13 protein-coding genes and 3 rRNA genes are annotated in these 22,166 nt (G+C 58.1%); 5 read left to right on the top strand and 11 right to left on the bottom strand.

Annotated elements, in window-relative coordinates; all coding sequences use genetic code 11:
• Positions 1 to 355 precede the first annotated feature (355 nt).
• Entirely contained in the window at positions 356 to 982 is a 627-nt protein-coding gene (locus CENDO_RS03200) for a resuscitation-promoting factor Rpf1 domain-containing protein (protein WP_136140750.1), read from the top strand.
• A 182-nt stretch (positions 983 to 1,164) separates the two neighbouring features.
• Here the strand turns inward: CENDO_RS03200 and CENDO_RS03195 are convergent, their stop codons facing one another.
• Positions 1,165 to 1,356: a hypothetical protein gene (locus CENDO_RS03195; protein ID WP_136140749.1), complete on the bottom strand. Its 192-nt coding sequence runs from the start codon at positions 1,354 to 1,356 to the stop codon at positions 1,165 to 1,167.
• Between the two features lie 65 nt (positions 1,357 to 1,421).
• On the opposite strand from CENDO_RS03195, the gene CENDO_RS03190 reads away from it, so the two are divergent.
• The 4 genes from CENDO_RS03190 (at position 1,422) to CENDO_RS03175 (ending at position 7,097) form a co-directional block, all read left to right on the top strand.
• Positions 1,422 to 3,566, top strand: coding sequence for a helicase-associated domain-containing protein (locus CENDO_RS03190; RefSeq protein ID WP_136140748.1), 2,145 nt, complete (start codon positions 1,422 to 1,424; stop codon positions 3,564 to 3,566).
• Positions 3,567 to 3,666: 100 nt separating this feature from the next.
• Entirely contained in the window at positions 3,667 to 5,307 is a 1,641-nt protein-coding gene (locus CENDO_RS03185) for a DNA repair helicase XPB (protein WP_136140747.1), read from the top strand.
• A gap of 2 nt (positions 5,308 to 5,309) precedes the next feature.
• Complete coding sequence (locus tag CENDO_RS03180) at positions 5,310 to 5,948, top strand: DUF3239 domain-containing protein (RefSeq protein ID WP_136140746.1); 639 nt, start codon at positions 5,310 to 5,312, stop codon at positions 5,946 to 5,948.
• Positions 5,949 to 7,097 (top strand): pyridoxal phosphate-dependent aminotransferase, encoded by a 1,149-nt coding sequence (locus CENDO_RS03175; RefSeq protein WP_136140745.1) that lies wholly within the window; start codon positions 5,949 to 5,951, stop codon positions 7,095 to 7,097.
• Positions 7,098 to 7,596: 499 nt separating this feature from the next.
• On the opposite strand, the gene rrf is transcribed toward CENDO_RS03175, so the two are convergent.
• The 10 genes from rrf to CENDO_RS03125 form a co-directional block, all read right to left on the bottom strand.
• Positions 7,597 to 7,714, bottom strand: a 5S ribosomal RNA gene (gene rrf, locus CENDO_RS03170).
• Between the two features lie 108 nt (positions 7,715 to 7,822).
• Positions 7,823 to 10,893: ribosomal RNA gene (locus CENDO_RS03165) — 23S ribosomal RNA — on the bottom strand.
• A gap of 462 nt (positions 10,894 to 11,355) precedes the next feature.
• Positions 11,356 to 12,877: ribosomal RNA gene (locus CENDO_RS03160) — 16S ribosomal RNA — on the bottom strand.
• The 16S, 23S and 5S rRNA genes sit together here, the layout of an rRNA operon.
• A gap of 714 nt (positions 12,878 to 13,591) precedes the next feature.
• Complete coding sequence (locus CENDO_RS03155) at positions 13,592 to 14,347, bottom strand: iron ABC transporter ATP-binding protein (protein WP_136140744.1); 756 nt, start codon at positions 14,345 to 14,347, stop codon at positions 13,592 to 13,594.
• Entirely contained in the window at positions 14,344 to 15,399 is a 1,056-nt protein-coding gene (locus CENDO_RS03150) for an iron chelate uptake ABC transporter family permease subunit (RefSeq protein WP_136140743.1), read from the bottom strand. The genes CENDO_RS03155 and CENDO_RS03150 overlap by 4 nt, the downstream gene beginning before the upstream one ends.
• Complete coding sequence (locus CENDO_RS03145; RefSeq protein WP_136140742.1) at positions 15,389 to 16,417, bottom strand: ABC transporter permease; 1,029 nt, start codon at positions 16,415 to 16,417, stop codon at positions 15,389 to 15,391. The genes CENDO_RS03150 and CENDO_RS03145 overlap by 11 nt, the downstream gene beginning before the upstream one ends.
• 144 nt (positions 16,418 to 16,561) lie before the next feature.
• The gene (locus CENDO_RS03140; protein WP_136140741.1) at positions 16,562 to 17,569 is read right to left on the bottom strand and encodes a siderophore ABC transporter substrate-binding protein; all 1,008 of its coding nucleotides are present in this window, start codon (positions 17,567 to 17,569) and stop codon (positions 16,562 to 16,564) included.
• Positions 17,570 to 17,747: 178 nt separating this feature from the next.
• Entirely contained in the window at positions 17,748 to 19,127 is a 1,380-nt protein-coding gene (locus tag CENDO_RS03135) for a M20 family metallopeptidase (RefSeq protein WP_425456196.1), read from the bottom strand.
• Entirely contained in the window at positions 19,127 to 20,773 is a 1,647-nt protein-coding gene (locus CENDO_RS03130; RefSeq protein ID WP_136140740.1) for an AbgT family transporter, read from the bottom strand. Before CENDO_RS03130 ends, CENDO_RS03135 begins: the two co-directional genes overlap by 1 nt.
• Before the next feature lie 477 nt (positions 20,774 to 21,250).
• Positions 21,251 to 22,165: a MaoC family dehydratase gene (locus CENDO_RS03125; RefSeq protein ID WP_136140739.1), complete on the bottom strand. Its 915-nt coding sequence runs from the start codon at positions 22,163 to 22,165 to the stop codon at positions 21,251 to 21,253.
• Position 22,166 lies beyond the last annotated feature (1 nt).

Here is a 22,166-nt window from a genome sequence, read left to right as displayed (position 1 = left end):
GCCTTCAACCCGCAACATGCCACCATCAAGTGACCCAAATCACTTACCAGCGCGATAGATTCCAAAACCCCCTATTGTCCAGTGCTTTTAACCGGTCTCCCCCAGCCACTCCAACCCCTGAAATCACAATCGAAACAAAACCGCGTTCATAACGTGACTATTTCGTTATAAACCGTTACAGTGTCCAACAAGCACTTCGCGCCGCCGAAAACGCATTTTCGGGGATGGAACTGGTAGCCGGTTCACGAAGAAGTCTTTCACCCGCAAGGCATGAACTCTTCACATCCAGCGCATTCACGTGCATCACACGTAGAGAACTTTGACACTTATGCGGGCTTAGAGAGGATAACTATTTATGGGACGCCACTCCGCTAAGAACAACTCCATTGCCACCAAGTTTGCCGCCTCCACCGTTGCCGTGGGCGCAGCGGCAGCCATTTTGGCTCCAACCGCTTCCGCAGCCCCGGATTCCGATTGGGACCGCCTAGCCCAGTGCGAGTCCGGCGGAAACTGGGCCATCAACACCGGCAACGGATACCATGGCGGCCTGCAGTTCTCCGCATCCACCTGGCAGGCATACGGCGGCGGCGAGTTTGCCCCCACCGCGGACCAGGCAACCCGCGAGCAGCAGATCTTCATCGCCGAGCGCACCCTGGCCGGCCAGGGTTGGGGCGCATGGCCCGCATGCTCCGCGAAGCTGGGCCTGAACTCCGCCGCTAACACCGACCGCCCGCACCCCAATGCCCCCGCCCCGCAGGCTCCGGCTGACGCCCCAGCAATAGTCAAGCAGTCCGCGGCCGCCTCCTCCAACGAGCTCGCAGTGGACACCCTGTATGCGGCTATCGTTGATTCCCTGGCCCGGTACGGCGTCAAGGTTCCCGTAGAGATCACCAATTTCTACAAGGCCAACCGCCACGATTTCAACGCCTTCTACTCGGCTAACCGCGCCTACATCGATCCAGTGGTTGCTGACCTGAAGTAATCTCGCTTCGCAAAAGACAAGGGGATACCGGCTATGCAGCCGGTATCCCCTTGCGCGTTCCTTGGGGCCGCGAACATACAGCGCGCTCCGGATCTGGATACGAAAAGTAGCCCCGTCACACCGCCTGGGTGTGGGGGCTGCCTTTTAAATCCGCCGACGCTAGCTCCGCGCCGCCGCTTTGGCTAGCGGTTGATGCGGGTGTAAGGGTGAACGTAGTTGAGCTTTGCCGGATCCATAGGCAAAACGGTGTCATCACCCCACGGGCTGGAAGCTCCAGCGAACGGCGCAACAAGCTCGGTTACGGCGTGGTGACGGTCTTCCATGTTCTTAGGCCAAGACGGGGAAACGTGGCCCTTCTTCTCTACATTCGACATACCCTTCATTCTGCCAAACCCCGGCCGAAAAAGTAACTCGAATCGGCGTTAAAATTAACCCCACAATGAAAGCCACACATACCTCTCCATCCTCCGCCGCCGAATTCCGCCGGTGGCTTGCCTCGCTCGATGATTCCGCATTGGAGTCCATCCTGAACCAGCGCCCGGATGCCGCATTCCCCCTACCCCCAGGCATCGCCTCCCTAGCCACCCGCCTCCTGCTGCGCGCCTCCATCGCCCAGGCGCTCACCTCGTGCACCGCTGCGGAGCTCGCGGCCCTCGAGGCGCTGGTGATCGCCGGCGCGGAAATTAACCCCGTAGGGCTGGACTCGCTGCCGCAGCACGCCACCCCGGAGCTGGTCGAGTCTTTATCCGCCAAAGCCCTTGTGTATACCCCAGAGCCCGGGAACCAGGTGCGCGTGCCGCTCGAGGTCATGCCCGCCCTGCCCGGCGATTGGTCGTTGCTCGATACCACGACTTTTACCCCGGACGACGTTCGTGACCTCCCTTCCGACCAACGGGCCATCCTGGAGACGCTGCTCACCGGCGGGGGCGTAGGAGCAACCAAGGATGCCGCTCCTGATGCCGATCCGTCGCGGCCAGTCCCCCAGCTCATCGCGGCGGGGATGCTGCACCGTATCGATACGCACACCGTGCGCATGCCGCGCTCCGTGCGTGCCGCGTTAAGCGGCCACACCGCCGCCGCCATTCCGCTGACGCCCTCCGGGCGGCTGGCGGACGAACCCCTGACGGGCGTCGAGGATGAATCGGTAAACCACGCGGGCGCCGCGGCGGGCCTCGATGTGGTTCGCGCGATGACCCGCTTGGGCGAGGAGCTTGGCCACCACCCCATCGCCCTCCTAAAAGACAAAACCGTAGGCATCCGGCCACTCGGCGCGTTAGCGAAGCAGATAGATCTGAGCGCAGAGGAAACCGCGCGGCTCATCGGCTTGGGTTTCCACGCCCGCCTGCTGGGGCGCGGTGAACCAAAGGGCGGGCCGGAAGGCAACTTCTTAGCCCCCACCGAGCTGTTTTATGCCTGGCACGACCAGCCACTGGGCGAGCGCTGGCAGGTGCTGATTGAAACGTGGCTCAGCTCCCCGTGGGCCACATGGGAATCCGCCCGCGGCCTCGACCCGGATACCGCTCACGAGCGCCTGCCCCTGCAGCGCCGCCAGGTCATCGACGTCTACCGCCGCGCCACGGTGGCTTTGTCTGAAGAAGACTTCTGGGAGGACCTCCGGTTTAGCCACCCCATCTTCGCCTCCCGCACCCGCACGGAGACTATCGACCAGCTTCGCTATGAGGCGCAGTGGCTGGGCGTGGTGGCGATGGGGCGGGCCAGCGGGGTGGCGTCGGACGCAGGGTGCGCCCCTGCGCTGACCCCGCCTACCGTGGATAAATTCATCTCCCAGGCGGACATGACGATACTAGCCCCAGGCCCCCTGACCCCGGAGCTCCAGCGCCTCGTGGAGATGGTGGCGGACCTGGAATCCCCCGGCCTGGCGAGCGTCTACCGCGTGACGGACGCCTCCATCCGCCGCGGCATGGACGGTGGGCTAAGCGGCCAAGAAATCCACGACTTCTTCCGCGAGCACAACATGGGTGAGGTCCCGCAGACCATCGACTTCCTCATCGATGACGTAGCTCGCCGGCACGGCACATTGCGGTCTGGTCCCGCGCTGGCTTATGTTCGCAGCGACGATGAAAGCCTCATCGCTCAGGCAGCGGCCAGCGTCGCCGAGCTGCGGTTACTGGCGCCCACCGTAGCGATTGCCACCGTGCCGGTAGCCAGCGTGTTAGAAGCCTTGCGCGCCGCGGGTTTTGCGCCAGCGGCCGAGGACGAACACGGGGTTTCCATTGACGCGCGCCCGCAACCCGCGGTGCTACCCACCCCGCGGGCCAAGGCGCCCCGGGAACCCGCCGTCACGGCTAACCGCGTCAGCGCCGCCGTGGCCGCCGTGCGTGCGGCGGATGGACAAGAGGAAGCCAACTCCCCGAACGCGGCGAGCGAACCGGACCTGGATCTGCTCCACTCGGCGGCCAGGAGCGGGCGCACCGTAGCGATTGGCTACGCGGATAAAAACGGCTCCTTGAAAGAGGTCACCGCCGTGCCGCTCTCCGTGGCCGGTGGCCAGGTAGACGCCAGCGTCGGGGGACGCCCAGTTCGATTCCCGCTCCACCGCATTACGTCCGTGGAGCTGGCCTAATGTGAGGGCCTGCCCACCCCACATGGAATAATCGCGGGGAGCGCGGCGCTATACGGCGCGAAAGAAGCCGCACGAATGAGGAGACAAGCAAGGAGCCGGAATGGCATTGGGTAATGGGCCATTAATTGTTCAATCTGACAAAACGGTTTTGCTTGAGGTTGACCATCCCTCCGCGGCCAAGGCCCGCGCCGCGCTGGCCCCGTTTGCCGAACTAGAGCGCGCCCCGGAACACATTCACACCTACCGGATCACCCCGCTGGCCCTGTGGAATGCCCGCGCGGCCGGCCACGACGCGGAGCAGGTAGTTGACGTTTTAGAAACGTATTCGCGTTTCCCCGTCCCCCAACCGCTGCTGATCGACGTGGCTGAGACCATGTCCCGCTACGGCCGCGTGCGAATCCACTCCCACCCGGCCCACGGACTCATCCTGGAATCCACCGAGGCCCCCATACTTGAGGAGCTGTCCCGGCATAAGAAAATCGGCTCCATGCTGGGCGCCCGCATTGACGATGAGACCTTCGCCGTGCCCCCGTCCGAACGCGGCAGGCTCAAACAGGAGTTGCTCAAGGCGGGCTGGCCCGCAGAAGACCTAGCCGGCTATGTGGACGGCGAATCCCACCCCATAGATCTAGACGAAACCGGATGGCAGATCCGTGATTATCAGCAGTACGCCACCGAGTCCTTCTGGTCCGGCGGCTCCGGGGTTGTGGTCCTGCCCTGCGGCGCCGGCAAGACTATTGTGGGCGCGGCTTCCATGGCGAAGGCCAAGGCCACCACGCTGATCCTGGTAACCAACACCGTGGCCGGGCGCCAGTGGCGGGACGAGCTGCTGCGGCGCACTACGCTGACGGAAAATGAGATTGGTGAATACTCCGGTGAGAAAAAGGAGATCAAGCCGGTCACCATCGCCACCTACCAGGTGGTCACGCGCAAGACCAAGGGTGAGTACCGCGCATTGGAGCTCTTCGACTCCCGGGATTGGGGCCTTATCATCTACGACGAGGTGCACTTGCTGCCCGCGCCCGTCTTCCGCATGACCTCCGATTTGCAGTCGCGGCGCCGCCTGGGGCTTACGGCCACGTTGGTGCGCGAGGACGGTATGGAGGGCGACGTATTCTCCCTCATCGGGCCCAAACGCTATGACGCTCCGTGGAAGGAGCTCGAGGCCGAGGGTTACATAGCCACCGCCGAATGCGTGGAGGTCCGCTGCAACATGGACGCCGATGAACGCATGCTCTACGCCACCGCCTCCTCCCGGGACCGCTACCGCATCGCCGCCTGTGCATCGGCGAAACCACGGGTAGTGGACAAGATCCTCTCGCAACATAAGGGCCAACAGGCGCTGATCATCGGCGGCTACCTGGATCAGCTAGAGGAAATAGGTGCGCGCATCGGTGCCCCCGTCATTGATGGAAAGACCTCCAACTCCAAGCGCGAGAAGCTCTTCCAGGCCTTTCGCGATGGCGAATTGACCACGCTGGTGGTCTCCAAGGTGGCCAATTTTTCCATCGACCTGCCGGAGGCCGCCCTGGCCATCCAAGTCTCCGGCACCTTCGGCTCCCGGCAGGAAGAAGCGCAGCGCTTGGGCCGCCTCCTGCGCCCCAAGGCCGATGGCCGCGAGGCCTTCTTCTACACGCTAGTGACCAGGGATTCCATCGACGCAGAGTACGCCGTCCACCGCCAGCGATTCCTTGCAGAGCAAGGCTATGCCTACAGGCTCGTTGACGCAGTAGACTTGTAACAATGAAAATTTTCAAGTTCCAGGTCGATGAGACCTTCGCAAAGAAACACAACGAACTACTCCGGGATTCGGGCCGGTTGCGACTCTCAGGAATACTATTGGGCAGCCTGCTCATCGCCGCGGGCATAGCGGCTTTCTTCCTCATTGAGTCCGATTGGCACCTGACCATTGGTCTGGGCCTGACGGTCTTTGGCATCTTAACCATCATCATCGGTGTGGTAGCGGCCAACAAGGTAGGCGGTGCTCAAGAGCTCTACGATTCTTACCCGCTAGCCCCGGCAGTCATCGCCGAGGTCACGGACCGCGACATGGTGCTGCTAGCCTTGGTCAATACGAACGTGGATCCGGATCTGACCCCTCGCTGGGGCTTGGCGCTGCGCCGCATTAACCAGATTCCCGGCGTCAAGCGCGTGGTTGGTACTAAGGTTCCCGTGGCTGCCGTATGCGGCCACCACTCGTCAAGCGATCAGGGCCACTGGCAGCAGATTTCCCCCATGCCAATCGCGTGGGGCACCCCGGACGAGGAAGTGGTCAACGTGGCCCGCAAGTCCATCCCGCAGGATCAGTGGCAGCGCCTCGAGCGATCCCGCAAGCGCCTTAACGATGTCAAGGCCACTAAATACGATTTGTTGGTGTTGTAAATGGTAGTCAAACGCCTGCAGCCTTTCGCTGAAACTATTTTTGCCACCATGACCGCCCGGGCGGTGGAATACGGCGCTATCAACCTAGGCCAGGGCTTCCCCGATTCTGACGGCCCAGACCGGATGCTGGAAATAGCCCAACAGGAAATCGCCGGCGGCAACAACCAATACGGCCCAGGCATGGGCATGCAGGTACTCCGCGACGCCGTAGCCGCCTACCGCGGGGTGGAGGCGGACAACGTTCTTATCACCGTGGGCGCTACCGAGGCGATTGCGGCAACGGTTCTGGGGCTGGTAGAACCCGGCTCCGAAGTCATCGTGCTGGAACCCTATTACGACTCTTACGCTGCGGCCATCGCTCTCGCCAACGCGACCCGCATCGCGGTGCCCCTCAAAGAGGTAGGCAGGACATGGGATGTGGACGTGGAAGCCGTGAGGGCCGCTATAACGAACAAGACGTCCATGATTGTGGTCAATTCCCCGCATAATCCCACCGGCTCCGTCTTCAGCCGTGAATCCCTGGAGGAATTAGCGCGCCTAGCCATTGAGCATGACCTCTACGTTCTTTCCGACGAGGTCTATGAAAACCTCCGCTACGGGGATGCGCAGCATACCCGATTGGCTGAATTGCCCGGCATGTGGGAGCTCACCGTGACTGTTTCCTCCGCGGCAAAGAGCTTCAACGCAACGGGCTGGAAGACCGGATGGGCTATTGCACCCACCGAGCTACTCGATGGCGTGGTCAAAGCGAAGCAGTTCATGTCATACGTTGGGGCCACCCCGTTCCAACCCGCCGTGGCCCACGCTCTCAACGAGGAGTCCGAATGGCTCTCCGGCATGGTTGCCGGCCTGGACCAGTGCCGCGAAATCTTGGCCAGGGGCCTTAAAGACGCCGGTTTCGATGTCTACGACACCCACGGGACTTATTTCATTGTCGTTGATATCGCGACGATGGGATACACCAGCGGAATTGACTTCTGCATGGATCTGCCCGAGTTAGCCGGGGTAGCCGCAATCCCCGTGGAGGTCTTTACCGACCATCCCGAACAATGGAGCACCAAGGTACGCTTCGCCTTCTGCAAAAAGCCCGAGGTCATCGCGGAGGCAGTAAATCGCCTCAAGATTTTCGCTGAGAAGCGTTCTATATAGACCGCCACTCCCCCGAGTCCGCTCTAGGGCCGTTGCCCTAACACAACGCAGTTAACGCAACGGCCCTTTCGCATAGGCGTAAGTGACGCCTCCACGCCCCGAGCCCTTGGCCAAATGTGGGTACCGCGGCGACCGCAAGACGCGCGACCCCGGAAAGAATCAAACCCACTAACCTCGCCACTACATCTAGTAAGAATGAAGCCCTGCCCAGCCAAAAGCGTAATTAGGGCTAGATGCTACAAGGACTAGCAACGATTGCCTAGCGGCTCACACGCGGACCAAAGATAGGCCCTCGAAAATTATCCCAGCAGCGGACGTGATGAGCCTGTGATAAGCCAGCTAGGACCGAATAAGAACGCGATTAGGGAGAAAAGGCCCGAACGATCGCAAGAAGCCAGGGCTTCCCGAACCGCGGCTTTGTTTCAAGATCGAAGAAAGCGCCGGTAGCCATGATGGCTACCGGCGCTTTCTCGTTGTTTATGTAGTTGTTTATGTTTGGTGTCGGCGGTAACTTACTCTCCCACAACCTCCCGGTTGCAGTACCATCAGCGCGGGCAGGCTTAGCTTCCGGGTTCGGAATGGGTCCGGGCGTTTCCCTGCCGCTATTGACCACCGACAAGTCACCGGGGCACATGTGTGTGCTGGCCTGGTGTTGTGTCAGATACTGCATAGTGGACGCGTGCACGGCGTGCGTGTTTCTAGTTTTTGGTGTTTGTGTTGTTTATAAGTGTTTGTTTTGGTCTATTAGTACCAGTAGACTTCACATCTTGCGATGCTTCCATGTCTGGCCTATCAACCCCATAGTCTTTAGGGGACCTCGAATGAAACCTCATCTTAAAACAGGCTTCCCGCTTAGATGCTTTCAGCGGTTATCCCTTCCGTACGTAGCCAACCAGCGGTGCTCCTGGCGGAACAACTGGCACACTAGAGGTACGTCCGTCCCGGTCCTCTCGTACTAGGGACAGCCTTTTTCAAGTTTCAACGCGCGCGGCGGATAGAGACCGAACTGTCTCACGACGTTCTGAACCCAGCTCGCGTGCCGCTTTAATGGGCGAACAGCCCAACCCTTGGGACCTACTCCAGCCCCAGGATGCGACGAGCCGACATCGAGGTGCCAAACCATCCCGTCGATATGGACTCTTGGGGAAGATCAGCCTGTTATCCCCGGGGTACCTTTTATCCGTTGAGCGACACCACATCCACAAGTTGGTGCCGGATCACTAGTCCCGACTTTCGTCCCTGCTCGAGATGTCTCTCTCACAGTCAAGCTCCCTTGTGCACTTACACTCACCACCTGATTGCCAACCAGGCTGAGGGAACCTTTGGGCGCCTCCGTTACTTTTTGGGAGGCAACCGCCCCAGTTAAACTACCCACCAGGCACTGTCCCCAACCCAGATCATGGGCCAAGGTTAAGGTATCCAATCCGATCAGAGTGGTATTTCAACAACGACTCCGCCATCACTGGCGTGACGGTTTCATAGTCTCCCACCTATCCTACACAAACCGAACCGAATACCAATACCAAGCTATAGTGAAGGTCCCGGGGTCTTTTCGTCCTGCCGCGCGTAACGAGCATCTTTACTCGTAGTGCAATTTCACCGGGCCTGTGGTTGAGACAGCAGGGAAGTCGTTACGCCATTCGTGCAGGTCGGAACTTACCCGACAAGGAATTTCGCTACCTTAGGATGGTTATAGTTACCACCGCCGTTTACTGGGGCTTAAATTCTCAGCTTCGAAACCAAAGGTTTCTAACCGGTCCTCTTAACCTTCCAGCACCGGGCAGGCGTCAGTCCATATACATCAACTTAACGTCTTCGCATGGACCTGTGTTTTTGATAAACAGTCGCTTCCCTCTATTCTCTGCGACCACACAACGCTTTCAACCGCATGGGTTGTCACCTCGTGTGGTCCCCCTTCTCCCGAAGTTACGGGGGCATTTTGCCGAGTTCCTTAACCACAGTTCACCCGAACGCCTTAGTATTTTCAACCTGACTACCTGTGTCGGTTTGGGGTACGGGCCATAAACACACATCGCTAGAGGCTTTTCTCGACAGCATGGGATCACCAACTTCACCCTGTTTAGGGCTATGCGTCACGTCTGACCTACCAGGTGCGGATTTGCCTACACCATCGGCTACACGCTTACACCAACAATCCAATAAGTGGCTTGGCTACCCTCCTGTGTCACCCCATCGCTTGGACCACAGTTTAGGCCCCACGCACGCAGTAACCCACCTACTCAAAGAGTAAGGCGGGAAACATTGTGGGTGGTTAGTATCACTGCTTTACCATGGGCGCGTGTTTACGGGTACCAGAATATCAACTGGTTGTCCATCGACTACGCCTGTCGGCCTCGCCTTAGGTCCCGACTCACCCTGGGAAGACGAACTTGACCCAGGAACCCTTAGTCATCCGGCGGAACAGATTCTCACTGTTCAATTCGTTACTCATGCCTGCATTCTCACTCGTATACACTCCACGCCGCCTTACGGTAACGCTTCAACGCAGTACACGACGCTCCCCTACCCAATATAAAAATATTGCCGCGGCTTCGGCGGTGTGCTTGAGCCCCACTACATTGTCGGCGCGGAACCACTCGACCAGTGAGCTATTACGCACTCTTTCAAGGATGGCTGCTTCTAAGCCAACCTCCTGGCTGTCTTCGCGATCCCACATCCTTTTCCACTTAGCACACCCTTAGGGGCCTTAACCGGCGATCTGGGCTGTTTCCCTTTCGACTATGAAGCTTATCCCCCACAGTCTCACTGCCGTACACCACATTGCTGGCATTCGGAGTTTGGCTGACATTGCTAAGATTGTAGTCCCGCTCAATCAACCAGTAGCTCTACCTCCAACAAGCTAATACGACGCTGCACCTAAATGCATTTCGGGGAGAACCAGCTATCACGGAGTTTGATTGGCCTTTCACCCCTACCCACAGCTCATCCCCGCAGTTTTCAACCTACGTGGGTTCGCGCCTCCACGACGTCTTACCATCGCTTCACACTGGCCATGGGTAGATCACCCCGCTTCGGGTCCAGGACATGCCACTAAAAATCACCCTTATTAGGATTCGGTTTCCCTACGGCTACCCCACACGGGTTAACCTCGCGACATGCCGCTGACTCGCAGGCTCATTCTTCAAAAGGCACGCCATCAACCACACTCACGGTCTCTGACGGATTGTAAGCACATGGTTTCAGGAACTATTTCACTCCCCTCCCGGGGTACTTTTCACCATTCCCTCACGGTACTATCCACTATCGGTCACGCTAAGTATTTAGGCTTACCGGGTGGTCCCGGCAGATTCACAGCAGATTCCACGAGCCCGCTGCTACTCGGGCAACTAGACAACCACACGACAATCACCTTCACCTACAGGGCTCTCACCTTCTCCGGCGGGTCATTCCAAACCACTTCAACTAACAATCATCACTTGCGGCACCACATCAACAGCTGTGATACGCCTAGGCCCACAACACCGCATGCGCAACCCCTGTCAAGTATCACACACACACGGTTTAGCCTCATCCACGTTCGTTCGCCACTACTAGCAGAATCATTATTATTTTCTCTTCCTACGGGTACTGAGATGTTTCACTTCCCCGCGTTACCCCCACACAAGCTATGAATTCACTTGCAGGTACCTGCCCATAACGACAAGTAGGTTTCCCCATTCGGACATCCTCGGATCAACGCTTAATTGACAACTCCCCGAGGCTTAACGCAGCCTTTCACGTCCTTCATCGGCTTAGCATGCCAAGGCATCCACCATGCGCCCTTCATAACGAACACACAACGCACACCACACAACCCCTACACAAAAAGCGAAAGAAGACCATGTAATGCACGGTGAACTACACAAAACACAAAAAGAATAAAGAAATATACACTCACCACACCAACACACAACAATGCATCAGCGTGATGGATGCTCGCGTCCACTATACAGTTCTCACACAACACCCCCACCAACCATCAACCACACACAACACACACGTGCTATCTGCAGCATCACTCTAGCGGGGTTAAACCAGGAACAATAATGCCCCAGACACCCAACAATGCACCAACATACCCACAACAATCTTTTCCACAACACTTCATGCCGCATAACCATTGACATGTTCATCGTGTGGTGTGTCTCCACCCGATTAAAAAAATAAAGCGCACAGTAGAACACTCGCCTACTCAATACGCACCCACACATCACTGTGCGGGACCTGCAACTGCAGGCAAAAAATAAATGCTCCTTAGAAAGGAGGTGATCCAGCCGCACCTTCCGGTACGGCTACCTTGTTACGACTTCGTCCCAATCGCCGATCCCACCTTCGACAGCTCCCTAACGAGTTTGAGCCACTGGCTTCGGGTGTTACCAACTTTCATGACGTGACGGGCGGTGTGTACAAGGCCCGGGAACGTATTCACCGCAGCGTTGCTGATCTGCGATTACTAGCGACTCCGACTTCATGGGGTCGAGTTGCAGACCCCAATCCGAACTAAGGCCGGCTTTCAGCGATTAGCTCCACCTCACGATGTCGCAACGCGTTGTACCGACCATTGTAGCATGTGTGAAGCCCTGGACATAAGGGGCATGATGATTTGACGTCATCCCCACCTTCCTCCGAGTTAACCCCGGCAGTCTCTCATGAGTCCCCACCATAACGTGCTGGCAACATAAGACAAGGGTTGCGCTCGTTGCGGGACTTAACCCAACATCTCACGACACGAGCTGACGACAACCATGCACCACCTGTATACAGACCACAAGGGAAGATACATCTCTGCACCAGTCCTGTATATGTCAAGCCCAGGTAAGGTTCTTCGCGTTGCATCGAATTAATCCACATGCTCCGCCGCTTGTGCGGGCCCCCGTCAATTCCTTTGAGTTTTAGCCTTGCGGCCGTACTCCCCAGGCGGGGCGCTTAATGCGTTAGCTACGGCACAGAAGACGTGGAAGCCCCCTACACCTAGCGCCCACCGTTTACGGCATGGACTACCAGGGTATCTAATCCTGTTCGCTACCCATGCTTTCGCTCCTCAGCGTCAGTTACTGCCCAGAGACCTGCCTTCGCCATCGGTGTTCCTCCTGATATCTGCGCATTTCACCGCTACACCAGGAATTCCAGTCTCCCCTACAGCACTCAAGTTATGCCCGTATCGCCTGCACGCCCGGAGTTAAGCCCCGGAATTTCACAGACGACGCGACAAACCACCTACGAGCTCTTTACGCCCAGTAATTCCGGACAACGCTCGCACCCTACGTATTACCGCGGCTGCTGGCACGTAGTTAGCCGGTGCTTCTTATCCAGGTACCGTCACATAACGCTTCGTCCCTGGCGAAAGGAGTTTACAACCCGAAGGCCGTCATCCCCCACGCGGCGTCGCTGCATCAGGCTTCCGCCCATTGTGCAATATTCCCCACTGCTGCCTCCCGTAGGAGTCTGGGCCGTATCTCAGTCCCAATGTGGCCGTACACCCTCTCAGGCCGGCTACCCGTCGACGCCTTGGTAGGCCATTACCCCACCAACAAGCTGATAGGCCGCGGGCTCATCCCTAACCGAAAAAACTTTCCACCACACACACTAAAGCATGGTCCTATCCGGTATTAGACCCAGTTTCCCAAGCTTATCCCGAAGTTAGGGGCAGATCACCCACGTGTTACTCACCCGTTCGCCACTCGAGTACCTCTAGCAAGCTAGAAGCCTTTCCGTTCGACTTGCATGTGTTAAGCACGCCGCCAGCGTTCGTCCTGAGCCAGGATCAAACTCTCCACAAAAATCTCTATAAGAAAAATAAAGACCAAAGGCCGTGAAAAGCCCAATACCTAACAAAAAATAAAGACAAACTTACTCAACAAGCTCACGCTCATTGAAAAGCTGACCAAAATTACTATAACTAAAGAAAAATCAACCAAACCCCCTACCCGACGGGGTCACAGCAGGCTTGGCCATGCAATCGAAGATTGCAGCGATTCATCCAAGTGATAGCCGATAAACAATATTCATTATTTACAGTGACGCACATATCGAAACACGCCACCCGGCACACACCAACCAACCAGACCACACAAGCCCAGCCAGCACAAACAAACCAACCACAACACAAACCATTGCAGAAAAAATTAAGTACATTGGCACACTATTGAGTTCTCAAACATCATTGGCACACAAGCTTTGAGAATTTTTAGAAGCACTCTCCACTTTGCGGCGCTCAATCAAAGTTACACAATCGTTTGATTGGTGTCAACTTCTTGTTTAATTTTTGTTGTCATCCCCTGAGGTGTTCTTTGTCCGAACCGCTCTTGGCGACTTGAACTAAGTTACACACTCCCCATCACCTTTACAAAATCGCCTGGTAAAAGCGGCTTTTTACGCGGGTTAACTGTAGTTAAACAACGCATTTACCGCTACTGCCGCGCAGAGGGGCACCGGATTGCAAGATGCATAAAAGGCGCCACCGATATAAACCGGTGACGCCCTGTGCATTCTCGCTAGTGGTAGCAGGCTAAGAGGCCCTCTGGGCCCTCAATGACCTTGATCTCCGTGTTGAAGATCGGGGTCAAAATCTCATCACGCATGATTTCCTGCGGGGAACCAAAGGCGACAATCTGCCCGTCCTTTACCGCGCAGATGTAGTCCGCGTAACGTGCGGCGAAGTTGATGTCATGCAGCACCACGATGATGGTCCGGCCGAATTGACGCGCGGCGTCTTTGAGGTGGCGCATCATTTCCACCGAATGCGCAATGTCAAGGTTGTTGAGTGGCTCATCTAGCAACACGTAATCCGTCTCCTGGCATAGGACCATGGCCACGTATGCGCGCTGGCGCTGGCCGCCGGAGAGCTGATCCAAGTACCTGTCCTCGAGCGGGCCAAGGTGCAGGAAGTCGATGTACTTGGTGATGATCGCCTCATCCTCTTCCGTCAGCCGGCCCTGCGAATACGGGAATCGGCCAAAGCCCACGAGCTGGCGCACGGTCAGCTTGGTGATGAAGTGGTTTTCCTGGCGCAACACGGAAATAATTTTGGCCAGGTCCTTCGACTTGGTGGTGGAAACGTCGTATTCCGCCACCTTGATCTCACCCTGGTCCATGCCGAGCAGGCGGCCAATCATGGTAAGAAGAGTGGACTTGCCAGCACCGTTTGGCCCCACCAAGGCGGTAATACCGCCCGCAGGAATCTCCAGGTTAACTGGACCAATGTTCGTTTCAGATGAATACGCCTTGGTGACGTCTGACAGAGTAATCACAAGCGACCCTTTCGCAAGATGACGAACAGGAATACGGAACCACCAACAAGCTCAATGATGATGGATACTACGCCCTGCGCGTAGAAGACGTGCTGCATGAGGAAGTATGCACTAGTGAGCACGAAGAAGGCGGTGGCCACGGCCATCGGGAAAATGAAGCGGTGGTCGTAGGTTTCCGCGAACTGATAGGCCAAGGTTGCCACCAGGAATCCAAGGAAGGTCATGGGGCCCACCAACGCGGTGGTGGTGGCCATGAGCAGAGAGACCAGAACCAGGGTGAAGATGGCATTGGTTTTGTGGTTTACGCCCAGATTGGTGGACGCATCGCGGCCCAAAGAGATGACGTTGAGGCGGCGGGAGTTAAGGAATAGAGCCAGCGTAGCCAGCACCACGATAGGAATCGCGAACGGGTAATACTCCGTCTCCGCGTTGTTAACGGAGCCGAAGAGACGGGCGGTGAGCACGTCAAACTCCGAAGGCGTGAGCATGCGTTGCATGAATGTGGACAGTGATCCTAATCCGCCGCCGATAACCACGCCCACCAACAGCATGGCGTGCATGTTGTTGGTGCGGTTCGTGAGCAGCCAGGAATACAGCAGCAGCGACAGGGCAATCATGATGGCCATCTGCATCAGGAAGGTGCCCAGGTTGCGCGCCTCGTTGAGCCCCACCGCGCCAAGGAAAAAGATGGTCGCGGTGTTAATGGCCACGTAGAGGGATTCAAAACCCATGATTGACGGCGTCAGGATACGGTTGTTGGTCACCGTATGGAACGCAACCGTGGCCATGGCCTGGCACACCGCCACAATCGCCATGGCGGTAACCGAATCCGCCCGGCGCTGAGCGATGAGCCAGAAACCGCGGGTGCCGTACTCCAGAGGGTTGTCATAAGCCAGCAATCCAAAGGCAGACAGCGCGCCGAGGACCACCATGGTGATAAGCAGAATCCAATACTTGCGGGCCGCCCTCTTTGACTGGAAGGCGCCCACGTTGCGATCCGCATCGGGGATCTCGGATGCGGTGGGGGTGGTGAAGGTAGGTTTACTTGTCACGAGTGGACCTCACAATCAGCACTACGAACACCACTGCGCCGACAAGGCCCAGGATTACCGATACTGGAATCTCGAACGGGGAGATAATCAGGCGGCCAATAATGTCACAGATGGTCACGATGGCGATGCCTAGCAGGCAGACCCATGGGAGATTGGAGCGCAGGTCATCGCCCCGGAACATGGATACAATGTTTGGCACGATGAGGCCCAAGAACGGCAGAGAGCCCACCACCACGGTCACCACGCCGGTGGCCACAGCAATTAGCCCGGTGCCGATGAGCAGGATTCGGTTATAGTTCAGGCCCACGTTGGTAGCAACGTCCTCGCCTAGACCGGCCACGGTGATCTTATCGGCAAAGAAGAAGACGGCCACAAGGACAATGAGCACGACCCAGAGGACCTCATACTGGCCGGAGTAGACCGAGGTAAAGGATCCCATAAACCAGATGCCAAGCTGCTGCAGGGTATCCGTGGCCAGGGCAAAGAAAGACGATACCGCGGAGACAACGGAGCCAAGCATGATGCCGATAATCGGCACGATCAGGGAGGATTTAAGGGTCACTCGGCGGAGGAACGTGAAGAAGATCATGGTTCCCACGAAGGAGAAGACCACCGCGCAGATCATCTTTTCCAGCACGGTCGATTGCGGGAACATTACAAGTGCCACTAGCAGGCCCAAGCCGGCCCACTCGGTGGTACCCGTGGTGGTTGGTTCGACGAAGCGGTTCTGGGTCAGCAGCTGCATGACAAGGCCGCACATGGCCATCGCGGCGCCGGCTAGAACCAGGGCGATGGTTCGGGGAATGCGGGTTATTCCGAACATTTCCCGGCCAAATTCGTCGTTGAAGATATCAAACTCGCCGATGAACAAGGACACCACCAGCAGCGCTACTACCGGTATCGCGCCTAGGGCTAGCTTCCAGTTGACCAGCTTCCCTCGAGACACGCGGGCAGGCGTGGCCTTGCCGCTGGGTGCACCGCTGGGCCCATTGCCCGCCGTGGTGTTGAGTGCAGTCATAAAATCATTCCATCATGCCGAAAACCGAAAGTGCACCCGCACGGCGTTAACCAGCGGGGACTTTCGGTTTTAGGGGGTATTCCTAGACATACTGTATGCGCGGCACTGCATATGCCGGGCTTATTTTCTCTCTAGTGAGGGAAACTACTGCTGTGCCTCGAATGCATCAGCAATGGCGTTGAGCACCTCGGTGTAGGTGATGATGTTCTCGTTGGTGTAGGTATCGGCGGGAGCGAAGACCAGCTGGGAATCCTGGACTGCGGTAACGTTCTTCAGCGCCGCGTTGTCCTTAATGAGGGTCTCCGCCGGCACGTAGCCCTCTTCATCGGCCGCGCTGGTGCCGCCGTCGCGGTCCAGAACCAAGATCCAATCCGGGTTGGACTCAGCAACCGCCTCAACGGAGATGTCATCGCCCTCGTGGTCATCGGAAGAGTTGTCCACCTCGAGCGCAGGCTTCAGGCCCAGGGCGTCGAAGATTGGGCCGTAGAAGCGGCCTTCGCCTGGGGCGATGTATCCCAGCTCGCCGCCGGAAGCGTTCAGCGCCATGACGGTGGATTCACCGTTGTAGGCAGCCTTGGCGCGCTCGAGGGCGGCATTGAAATCCTCTACCAGCTTTGCGGCTTCCTCTTCCTTACCGAAGACGGTACCCAGGCCCTCAGTCTGGCGGATGAGCTCAGCGAAGAAATCCTTATCGTCGCGTGGCTCGAAGTCCACTACCGCCGCGTCAGGTACCAGGGTCTCAATATCCTCCTGGTACTGGGAGAAGCGCTGGCCGTTGATGACTACCTGAGGCTCGGCAGCAACCAGTGCCTCGAGGTCAGGCTCGCGGTGGGAGCCCAAGTTAACCCCCACGGTCTCCTCGGAGTATGCATCCACGGTCTTTGGAATCAGGTTCACCGGAGCTGCGACCAGCTCGATACCCCAATCCGCCAGGATCTCGAAGGAGCGGTTATCCGTAGCGGCAACACGCTCCAGCGGCTGAGGAATCTCCTTGGTGCCAAAGTTGTCCTCAACGGTGATTACCCCCTCGGCGGAGGCAGCCGCGTCGGCGGAGGAAGCAGTGGTGGACTCTCCGCCCTCGGATGCGGAGCAGCCAGTGAGGATTAGGGAGAAAGCAGCAGCTGATGCAACGATCGTGTGACGGATCTTCATTAGGATGGACAGCCTTTCAAGCTCATTGAAATTTTCGAACAAGGCAACCCTAACCTAGGTAAGGTTAACCTCACAAGGTTTTCGCAACATTTTTATTGTATAAACCTTCCCGTAACCCAAAAAGCCCCTCTTTCCAGTCCCGTTGCTGGAAAGAGGGGCGGGGGTGATCTCTACCCCCTTAGGGTTGGGCCAGCAGCTCCGTCACGGACACCGCCCCACCGGTTTCCTCGAACTCCTGTTTAGCCGCTTCGAGGAATGCCCCATCGGCAAGCAGGTCAACGGCTACCTGCGCCAGGCCAATGGCGCTATCCACGGCCGCCTTCACCGCGTCATCCGTCTGCGCCCAATGAGCAAACGCCTCGGTATGCAATGCCACCTCAGGCGGGGAAACCTTCACCATTGGGTGCAGACCCGGGACAAGATTAGACACATTGCCAAAATCCGTAGATGCGGCCAGGGTATCCGGCACCGTACCGGCGGGTAACGCGACGCGCCCGCGCGCGGCCTGAGTCGCGGTCCAACGCTCAACCAGCGTGGCGGAATTGCGCACCGGAAGGCTCATAGGGTGAGGATCCCAGCGAGCCTCGACACCGCAACCGGTCATCTGTGCGGCACCAGCAATAATGTCATCAATCCGCTCAGACAAATCCATCAAAGTGCGGTTGCCCAGGGAACGCACATAGATATCCATCTTCGCTTCCGGCGGAACGATGGAGGGCCGGTCTCCGCCCTCAGTGATAATGGCGTGAAGGCGATCGCTAGGCGGCATCTGCTGGCGCAAAAGACCCATCGCCTGGTAGGCCAGGGTGGCGGCATCTAGAGCGTTTCGCCCCATAAACGGCTGCGAGCTGGCATGAGCGGCGACTCCCTTAAACGTCACGCTCACGCTTCGGCGGCCCACCCATGCGTGAGAGCCAACGTCGTAGCCGAACCCGTGGACCATGACCGCGGCATCGACCCCCTCGAGCGCGCCGCCGCGAATCATGTACTCCTTGCCGGTGTGCCCCTCTTCCGCCGGCGTGCCTTGCAGCAGCACCCGCCCCTGCAAGCCCGAGCCCTTCAACACTTCCGACGCCGCCAGGAAGGCCCCAACCCCCGCTGCCGCGATCACATTATGGCCGCACGCGTGGCCCAGGCCAGGAAGCGCATCGTATTCCGCCATGATGGAGATAGTCGGATGGCTGTGGGGGTCAAAGCCATCAGAGGCCCATACGGCCTCAAAGGCGGTGTCTACCCCGTAGACCCCGCGGGTGACCGGATGGCCGGCATCTTCGACTATGTTTGCCAGCTCATTCATGGAGCGCACTTCTTTGAACGCAACCTCGGGGTGGGCGTGCAAATCCTTGACGATGTGGGTCAAGGTATCCGTGAGGCTCTCCCCCACGCCAGTCACCACCTCCCATAGCTGGCGTTGCCCTTCGTAGGCTTCCTGCTCGCGATCAGCGGGCTGGTCAACCGTTGCGGCGGCTATACCGGCATCGATATCGGCCTGCATTGAGTCTAGATAGGCAGTCGAAGGGGTGGACGGATACTGGGGCGGTTCTGGAGAATTCATCATTAGCCCCCAATCATAATGGCGTTTCCTGGTCCAAGCGGCAGGTCTGCGTAGAACCAGATTGCCAAAAGCGCCGCCCACGCGACGAAGAACGGGATCACGAATGGAATCATGCGTGACATCAAGGTTCCTATGCCCGCCTTTGGTTCGTAGCGCTGCAGCAGCCCAAGGATCACGATCATGTATGGATTCAGTGGGGTGATGATTTGGGTGGCGGAGTCACCCACGCGGAACGCCGCCTGAATGAATGCCGGCTCGTAACCCAGCAACGCGAACATTGGAACGAATACCGCGGCCATCAGCGTCCACATCGAAGAGCCGGAGATAATGAGCAGGTTCAGCAGGGACGCGAGGGCAATGAAGGCCAAAATCGCCGGGAAGCCCGTAAGCCCAATGGCCTCCAGGAATGCCGCGCCCTTGACCGCGGTCCAGGTTCCAATGCCCGTCCAGGAAAACAGCGCCACAAACTGGCCCAGGATGAAAGCCAAGACTAAGAAGGGGAGCATATCCTTTAGGGCGCCCATCATCATCTCCACCATGTCCTTGACCCCTTTGACGGTGCCCACACAGCGGCCATAGACCAAGCCCAGGACAATAAAGTAGAGGAAGATGATGAAAACGATGGAGCTCAGCAGTGGGGACTGCGGCAGGAAGCCGCCATCCTCATTGCGCCACGGCGAATTGGGAACCAGGGTCGCCGCCAAAATGATTGCGGTAAGGAGCACGGCGACAATGCCGCTCCATACCAATCCCTTGCTTTCTGCCTTGTTCAGCTCGGCGGTCAATGGGTTGCCTTCGGCGTCCACGTCACCCCTGGACCCGGCTTCAGCCTCATCCATGGATTGCTCGGTGGGGACATCTTGTTTCCACATGCGCGGCTCAATGATCTTGTCAGTTATAAAGCCAGCCAGAATACCCAACACGATGGACGAGGCGATGTTGAAGAAATAGTTGGAGACCGCGTTAACATCGGCGAATTCGAAGTTGGGCAGGGTCTCCATGACCGCGTTGGTGATTCCGGCGAACAGGGCGTCCAAGGACGTGGGCACCAGTGCCGTGGAATAACCGGCGCCCACCGCCGCGAAACCTCCGATAAGCCCCGCGACGGGGTGGCGGCCCGCCGCCTTGAACACCATGGCCGCCAGCGGTGGGATGACCACGAATGCGGAATCCGCCATGATGGAGCCGGTCACACCAATAACTCCCACAGCGTATGGCAGGACGGCCGGCTTTGCGGAGCCAAAAAGCTTACGAATGAGCGCGGCAAGCATGCCGGAGCGCTCCGCCACGCCCACCGCCAAGAGAATGGGGAGGACGGTAACTAGTGGCGGGAAGCCTAGGTAGTTTTCGCCCAGGGTGGTGGTGAGCCAAGTCAATCCCTCGCCTGTGAACAGGCCCTTAACGGCCTGTTCCTCGTTGGTCCCGGGAACAACGACTGTGGTCCCCATCCACGCCATGATGGATGAAAACACGCCCGTGATAAGAAAAAGAATGAGAAACAGCGTGAATGGCTGCGGCAGTTTGTTGCCTACAGTCTCAACTGCGTTAAGAAATTTATCGAGGGCGCCTGACTTTGAAGCGCCCTGTGCATCCGAGCCGTGCCCGGTTCCGTTCACGGTAACCGCGTTGCCCTTAGCCTCTGAACTCATGGCCAAGCCTTTCCGTTGGGGCGCCATCTCTGCCCTACCGCCCTAAATTCGAATGGTGGCCGGGATGGCGCAGCTTTTATTGGCCTGTGCCATGAAAAACACAGGATGTTACCTAGTTCACACTAGATGGCTATACCCTAGGAGATCGCTTTAACTACGGCAAGGTATTGCGGTTTTCCGCCCGAAAATTGTTTAAGAACCGTTATGCACCCGGCCCGTTCAACTGACCAAACGGCGCGAGCGGCGGAACAGAGTCCGGCCACACCAAGATGCAGTAGGGCCGCAAAGCCCACTTTGCTCGCTTTCCAAAGGGAATGTGGCCCCACGGAAATCCGGGTTCCAAGGAACTGGCCCCGATGGCGGGCCAAGGAATTTCCAGGCGTTGAAAATCGGCCCACATTTCGGCCCGTGCGGGGCCCGCCTGGAAAGCGAGCTTCCAGGCGGGAAGACAACCGCGTGTCCAGAGAAGCCGGCGGGCTATAGCTCTACAACCTCTGCCACCGCGTGCACACTTTCCGGCTTTTTGGCTTTGCGCACCTCAAGCTTCCAGGCACCACCATCCGGATCCCTCCGGGCCCAGAAGGCAACGCGGGCGGGTAGGACAACGGGTTTGGCAAAATCGACGGTGTAGCGCAGCGCCCCACCGATGCGCCCCTCTAGCGGGGCCAGCATCCTGGCTGCGGTCCACATGCCGTGGGCGATGACGTTCGGGAAGCCAAACGCCCTCGCGCCAATTCCGCTGACATGGACGGGATTCTTATCACCGGAGGCTTCCGCATACTGCTTGATATCTTCCGCAGTCACCCTCCACAGCGCCGTTTGGGCCACATCCGGCTCCTCCCCGGCCGCCGGAAGGCACGTTCCGCGCTCTTGTCCGCGGTCCTTTATCTCCTGAGGTGCCGCCGAATCCAGTCTGGCCCCCATGCCCAGGAAGGTCGAGGTCTGAGCCCATACCGTTTCCGCCCCAACGATGACTTCCGTAACCAAGTCCACAAGTAGACCGCGACGGTGTTCACGAACGTTCCTGGCGTGAACCCTGAGCTTGAACTCTTCGCCCAGCCGCAAGGCGCGCGTTTGTTCAATCTGGTTCGAGATATGGACGGCCCCCATGGGCGAATACGGGAAGTCTCCGGAGCGCATTACGCGCATGACCAATGGAAAGCTCAACACAAAGGGGTAGGTCACGGGTAGCTCTGAGCCCGTCCTTAATCCAACCGCCTGATTGTAGGCGGCAAGATGACGGGGGTCTACGGTCACGCCATTGACCTCTACGCCGGTTGCTGGATCCTTATCCGCTACGCGCTTTACTCCTACTCCAGGCAGCTTATCGGCAACTATTTTGCGGAACTCCACTCCGAGGTCAGGAATCTTGTCGAGAGTCTTGAAGTCCATA

Origin of the sequence: Corynebacterium endometrii, from assembly GCF_004795735.1 — a bacterium.
Lineage (GTDB): Bacteria > Actinomycetota > Actinomycetes > Mycobacteriales > Mycobacteriaceae > Corynebacterium > Corynebacterium endometrii.
The sequence above is the reverse complement of the archived record's forward strand: the minus strand, read 5'-3'. Positions and strand labels throughout refer to the sequence as shown.

Coding starts and splice junctions, on each gene's coding strand:
- CENDO_RS03200 (WP_136140750.1), top strand. CDS start 356: ATGGGACGCCACTCCGCTAAGAACAACTCCATTGCCACCAAGTTTGCC.
- CENDO_RS03195 (WP_136140749.1), bottom strand. CDS start 1,356: ATGTCGAATGTAGAGAAGAAGGGCCACGTTTCCCCGTCTTGGCCTAAG.
- CENDO_RS03190 (WP_136140748.1), top strand. CDS start 1,422: ATGAAAGCCACACATACCTCTCCATCCTCCGCCGCCGAATTCCGCCGG.
- CENDO_RS03185 (WP_136140747.1), top strand. CDS start 3,667: ATGGCATTGGGTAATGGGCCATTAATTGTTCAATCTGACAAAACGGTT.
- CENDO_RS03180 (WP_136140746.1), top strand. CDS start 5,310: ATGAAAATTTTCAAGTTCCAGGTCGATGAGACCTTCGCAAAGAAACAC.
- CENDO_RS03175 (WP_136140745.1), top strand. CDS start 5,949: ATGGTAGTCAAACGCCTGCAGCCTTTCGCTGAAACTATTTTTGCCACC.
- CENDO_RS03145 (WP_136140742.1), bottom strand. CDS start 16,417: ATGACTGCACTCAACACCACGGCGGGCAATGGGCCCAGCGGTGCACCC.
- CENDO_RS03140 (WP_136140741.1), bottom strand. CDS start 17,569: ATGAAGATCCGTCACACGATCGTTGCATCAGCTGCTGCTTTCTCCCTA.
- CENDO_RS03135 (WP_425456196.1), bottom strand. CDS start 19,127: ATGATGAATTCTCCAGAACCGCCCCAGTATCCGTCCACCCCTTCGACT.
- CENDO_RS03130 (WP_136140740.1), bottom strand. CDS start 20,773: ATGAGTTCAGAGGCTAAGGGCAACGCGGTTACCGTGAACGGAACCGGG.
- CENDO_RS03125 (WP_136140739.1), bottom strand. CDS start 22,165: ATGGACTTCAAGACTCTCGACAAGATTCCTGACCTCGGAGTGGAGTTC.